This window comes from Streptomyces graminilatus (genome assembly GCF_001418565.1).
Classification (GTDB): Bacteria; Actinomycetota; Actinomycetes; order Streptomycetales; family Streptomycetaceae; genus Streptomyces; species Streptomyces graminilatus.
This window is the reverse complement of record NZ_LIQQ01000683.1, coordinates 1-5,440: the sequence shown is the minus strand read 5'-3', so window position 1 is coordinate 5,440 and position 5,440 is coordinate 1. Positions and strand designations below refer to the sequence as shown.

At 68.7% G+C, this 5,440-nt stretch carries 5 protein-coding genes; 2 read left to right on the top strand and 3 right to left on the bottom strand.

The window, feature by feature from the left end; translation table 11 throughout:
* Positions 1-59 precede the first annotated feature (59 nt).
* A complete protein-coding gene (locus tag AOK08_RS39865; protein WP_079054556.1) occupies positions 60-599 on the bottom strand; it encodes a DUF4245 domain-containing protein in 540 nt (179 codons plus the stop codon).
* Positions 600-718: 119 nt separating this feature from the next.
* Between AOK08_RS39865 and glpX the strand changes: the two genes are divergently transcribed.
* Positions 719-1,753 (top strand): class II fructose-bisphosphatase, encoded by a 1,035-nt coding sequence (gene glpX / locus AOK08_RS39860; RefSeq protein ID WP_055535189.1) that lies wholly within the window; start codon positions 719-721, stop codon positions 1,751-1,753.
* 261 nt (positions 1,754-2,014) lie between these two features.
* Here glpX and AOK08_RS39855 read toward each other — a convergent pair whose 3' ends face one another.
* Positions 2,015-2,386, bottom strand: a complete 372-nt coding sequence (locus tag AOK08_RS39855; RefSeq protein ID WP_063794226.1) for a WhiB family transcriptional regulator — start codon at positions 2,384-2,386, stop codon at positions 2,015-2,017.
* Between the two features lie 264 nt (positions 2,387-2,650).
* Complete coding sequence (locus tag AOK08_RS39850) at positions 2,651-3,439, bottom strand: DUF1707 SHOCT-like domain-containing protein (protein ID WP_055535184.1); 789 nt, start codon at positions 3,437-3,439, stop codon at positions 2,651-2,653.
* Between the two features lie 320 nt (positions 3,440-3,759).
* On the opposite strand from AOK08_RS39850, the gene AOK08_RS39845 reads away from it, so the two are divergent.
* The gene (locus tag AOK08_RS39845) at positions 3,760-5,433 is read left to right on the top strand and encodes a fumarate hydratase (RefSeq protein ID WP_055535191.1); all 1,674 of its coding nucleotides are present in this window, start codon (positions 3,760-3,762) and stop codon (positions 5,431-5,433) included.
* Positions 5,434-5,440: the final 7 nt, after the last annotated feature.

Genomic DNA, 5,440 nt, shown 5'->3' with positions numbered 1-5,440 from the left:
GGCATGACTGAGGCCCCCGGCTCGTGCCGGGGGCCTCAGTCATGCCTCAGGCCCGCTCGCTACGCCGTCTTCAGCGCCTGGGCCACCTTCGTCAGGCGGTCGAAGGGCGCCGTGCCCGTCACCACCGTCGTGGAGCCCTTCTCGCGCAGCACCAGCGCGTCGTACCTCTCGCCCTCGTACCGCGTCCACGTCGCGTCCCCTATGCGCTGAGTGACCTTGGTCTCCCGGGCGCTCTGGGTGGCGTCGTCGATGAAGACGGACGGCTTCTGAGCGGACTGCTCCACCGCCACGTAATCACCCTCGGAGTCGTGGAAGCCGAGGTGCCACCTGTCGAAGTCCGCGCCGGAGAAACGCACCGACGTGGCCTTCCAGCCGGCCGGCAGGCCCTCGGGCGCGGCCACCGGGTAGCTCGCGGCGCGGCGAGCGGTCAGCAGCTCGACGCGGTAGTCGACCCGTTTGAGGTCCGGAGCGGAGTCGTCGTGCGGGATGAAGAGATAGATCACTCCCGCCGCGAGACTGATGAGACCCAGGGAAAGAATCATGTCCCGGGCCGTCTTCTGCTTGCCGTTCTTGCCGTTCGAACCTGCCACGCCCACCATCGTCGCAGGTGCACCGGCCCGCTCATCCGTGGGGTCCCCTGCTCATTTTGTCTGCCTAACGATAGAGTCGGGGTCAACACCCTCATCCGGCCGTCGTCGTATCAGAAAGGTGCGTGTCGATGACCGAGAATCATCATCTTCCGTCCGAACTCGAAGTGCCCTCCGAGGCTCCCGACCGCAACCTCGCCCTGGAACTCGTACGGGTGACCGAGGCCGCCGCGATGGCCGCGGGCCGCTGGGTCGGCCGCGGCGACAAGAACGGCGCCGACGGTGCCGCCGTGCGTGCCATGCGGACCCTCGTCTCGACCGTCTCGATGAACGGCGTCGTCGTCATCGGTGAAGGCGAGAAGGACGAGGCGCCCATGCTCTTCAACGGGGAGCAGGTCGGCGACGGCACCGGGCCCGAGTGCGACATCGCCGTCGACCCGATCGACGGTACGACCCTCACCGCCAACGGCATGACCAACGCCATCGCCGTCCTCGCGGCGGCCGACCGCGGGTCCATGTTCGACCCGTCGGCCGTCTTCTACATGGACAAGCTGGTCACCGGGCCGGACGCCGCCGACTTCGTCGACATCAACGCGCCCGTCTCCGTGAACATCCGCCGGGTCGCCAAGGCGAAGCGGGTCACGCCCGAGGACGTCACCGTCGTCATCCTCGACCGGCCGCGCCACGTCGGCATAATCAAGGAGATCCGGGAGACCGGCGCGCGTATGAAGCTGATCTCCGACGGCGATGTCGCCGGTTCGATCCTCGCCCTGCGCGAGGGCACCGGCGTCGATCTGCTGCTGGGCATCGGCGGTACGCCCGAGGGCATCATCTCGGCCTGCGCCGTGAAGTGCCTCGGTGGCACCATCCAGGGCAAGCTGTGGCCGAAGGACGACGCGGAGCGGCAGCGGGCGGTGGACGCGGGGCACGATCTCGACCGCGTACTGACGACCGACGACCTGGTCTCCGGGGAGAACGTGTTCTTCGTCGCGACCGGGATCACCGACGGTGAGCTGCTGCGGGGCGTCCGTTACCGGTCGGAGACGGCCACGACCGAGTCGATCGTGATGCGGTCGAAGTCGGGGACGGTTCGGCAGATCTCTTCCGAGCATCGGCTCAGCAAGCTGCGGGCCTACAGCGCGATTGACTTCGATCGCGCCAAGTAGTTCCGACGGTTGAGGCAGAGTAGTTCCGACGGTTGAGGCCGGAGCCGTGTCGTGCGCGGTTGCGGGTCCGTGAACGGCTTCAGGTTCGTGAACGGCTTCAGGTTCGTGGGGGCTGGTCGCGCAGTTCCTCGCGCCCCCTTCGGGGCGCTCCCGTGCGCGATCTCCAGCTAGCTCGTCGCTGGTCGTCGTGCCGAGAAGCCCACGCGGGAGCGGGGGGTGCCTCTTGTGCGGAGAGGCGCCCCCGCTTCATGACCGGGGTGGTCAGCCCGCCGCGGCTATCGTGCCGCGGGCGGCCTTCTTGAGTTCCATTTCGCGGCGGCGGCGCCTGGCCAGGACCACGCGGCGTTCGGCGGCGGTGAGGCCGCCCCAGACGCCGTACGGCTCGGGTTGCAGCAGCGCGTGTTCACGGCACTCGACCATGACCGGACAGCCGCCGCACACCCTCTTGGCCGCCTGCTCCCGGGAGAGCCGGGCCGCGGTCGGTTCCTTCGAAGGGGCGAAGAAGAGACCCGCCTCGTCGCGCCGGCACACCGCCTCGGTGTGCCACGGGGCGTCCTGGTCCCTCTCTCGCACTGGCACCCGCTGGGGCGGAACAGCAGCGACCTGCAGGGACGAATGCGGCGCTTGCAGCACGGTCTACTCCTGACGACGGCTTCTTCGCGAGCTGGAGGAAGCCGTGGGGCCCACGTGGACCGGGGCGACGGGTCCGGAGCGTCCGGGGCGCACGAACGCAGGGCGCGCGCTTGCCGGGCGTACCGGGTTCCGCGTGAAGCCCACGGCACCCTCCAAGAGACGATGCAGCAAGCCCTACCCGCTGTGCGCGCGCCTATGCACTGAGTTCCGAAACGCCCGGTTCCGGTGCCCGGTCGGGGCGTCGTGACCTGACAGGGTCCGCCGTCAACGGTCCAGGTGCTTGCGCACACTCTTGTCGACCTTGCGGGAGACCCGGTCGAGGATGTCCTCGACCAGCTTGCCCCGCTTGGGTTTCGCCTCGACGTTGCCGAGTATGGCCAGCCCGTCCACATAGACCACGGGTGCGTCGGCATCGCCCGAATCCAGCGTTCTCACCTCGAAGTTGCCGAGCACGCCGCCGCCGGTGCCGCGCAGCGAGACGTTCTCCGGGACGCGGATCTCGACGTTGCCGAAGACCGAGACCGCCTTGATGACGACCTGCTGGTACTCGAATATCGCCTCGCTGAGGTCGATCTCCACGCTGCCGAAGATCGCGTACACGTGCATACGGCGTCCCGCGCGCCAGCGGCCCTTGCGGACGGCGGCGCTGAAGACCGCCACCATGTTGTCGTCGGGGTCGAGCGGGATCGCGCCCGGGGTGGGGCGGTTGGGCGCCGGAGCGTATCCCCACGCCTCGGTCCGGGGCGCCTGGGGCTGGTGGCCGGCGGGCAGGTCCCGTACGAAGACCTCCAGTTCGCCGACCGTCTTGGCGCTCAGCACCCCCTCTACGCGCTCGGAGTGCTCCTCGGGCGTGAGGCGGCCCTCGGCCAGCGCCTCGCGCAGGACGTCAGCGACGCGGTCGCGGTCGGCGTCCGAGGCGCGGAGTTCGGACGCGCGCGCTCCGGGCGCACCTGCTCCGGGCGCACCTGCTTCGGACGCACCTGCTTCGGACGCGCGTGGTTCGGACGCACGCCGGTCGGACTCACGCGGGTCGGTCTGCTTCTGAAGGTCCACGGGAGCAGCGTACCCAAACGCGATAGATCGCGACTAGGGGTGTGGACGGGCGAACGACCCCGAAACGGACCCCGGACCGATCACCCTGGCCGATCACCCGGGCCGTTCACCCGCGCAGTCCGTCCGTGCCGCCCGTCCGTGCCGTCCGTGCAGTCCGTGCAGTCCGTCCGGGCTGATCCCGGGAACGGCCCCTCGTTCGAGCCGGGCCCTTCTCAACTGAGTCTTACCTAACACGCTTTGCCCGTCCGGCAGGTCATACGCTGGTGGGCGGTCGCCGATGAAGGCCGGCCGCTGTCTTCGTCGAGTGAGGAATGGGCGAGATGCCTGAGTTCGCGTACACCGATCTGCTCCCCATGGGAGAGGACACCACCCCGTACCGGCTGGTGACCTCCGAGGGTGTCTCCACCTTCGAGGCCGACGGGCGCACGTTCCTCAAGGTCGAGCCGGAGGCGCTGCGCAAGCTCGCCGCCGAGGCCATCCACGACATCCAGCACTATCTGCGCCCCGCCCACCTGGCGCAGCTGCGGCGGATCATCGACGACCCCGAGGCGTCGGCCAACGACAAGTTCGTGGCGCTGGACCTGCTGAAGAACGCCAACATCGCGGCGGCGGGCGTGCTCCCCATGTGCCAGGACACCGGTACGGCGATCGTCATGGGCAAGCGCGGGCAGAACGTCCTCACGTCCGGCGGTGACGAGGCGGCCCTGTCCCAGGGCATCTACGACGCCTATCTGAACCTGAACCTGCGGTACTCGCAGATGGCTCCGCTCACCATGTGGGAGGAGAAGAACACCGGGTCCAACCTGCCCGCCCAGATCGAGCTGTATGCGACGGACGGGGGCGCGTACAAGTTCCTGTTCATGGCCAAGGGTGGCGGGTCCGCCAACAAGAGCTTCCTGTACCAGGAGACGAAGGCCGTCCTCAACGAGGCCTCCATGATGAAGTTCCTGGAGGAGAAGATCCGTTCGCTGGGCACGGCCGCCTGTCCGCCGTACCACCTGGCGATCGTGGTCGGCGGCACGAGTGCCGAGTACGCGCTCAAGACCGCGAAGTACGCCTCCGCGCACTACCTCGACGAGATCCCGGCCGAGGGGTCGCCGCTCGGGCACGGCTTCCGGGACAAGGAGTTGGAGGAGAAGGTCTTCGAGCTGACGCAGAAGATCGGCATCGGGGCGCAGTTCGGCGGCAAGTACTTCTGCCACGACGTGCGGGTCGTACGGCTGCCGAGGCACGGCGCCTCGTGTCCCGTCGCCATCGCCGTGTCCTGCTCGGCCGACCGGCAGGCCGTCGCGAAGATCACGGCCGAGGGTGTCTTCCTGGAGCAGTTGGAGACCGACCCGGCGCGTTTCCTGCCGGAGACGACCGATGAGCACCTCGACGAGTCGGGGGCGAGCGACGTGGTGCGGATCGACCTCAACCAGCCCATGGACGACATTCTCGCCGAGCTGACCAAGTACCCGGTGAAGACCCGGCTGTCGCTCTCCGGGCCGCTGGTCGTGGCTCGTGACATCGCGCACGCCAAGATCAAGGAGCGGCTGGACGCGGGTGAGGAGATGCCGCAGTACCTGAAGGACCACCCGGTGTACTACGCCGGGCCCGCGAAGACCCCCGAGGGGTACGCGTCCGGGTCCTTCGGGCCGACCACCGCCGGGCGCATGGACTCCTACGTCGAGCAGTTCCAGGCCGCCGGCGGGTCCAAGGTGATGCTGGCGAAGGGGAACCGGTCCGCGCAGGTCACCGCCGCGTGTGACGCGCACGGAGGGTTCTATCTCGGGTCGATCGGGGGGCCTGCGGCCCGGCTCGCGCAGGACTGCATCAAGAAGGTCGAGGTCGTCGAGTACGAGGAGCTCGGTATGGAGGCGGTGTGGAGGATCGAGGTGGAGGACTTCCCCGCGTTCATCGTCGTCGACGACAAGGGGAACGACTTCTTCAAGGATCCGGCGCCGGCGCCTACGTTCACGAGTATTCCGGTGCGGGGGCCTGGGCTGGTGTAGCTGGGGG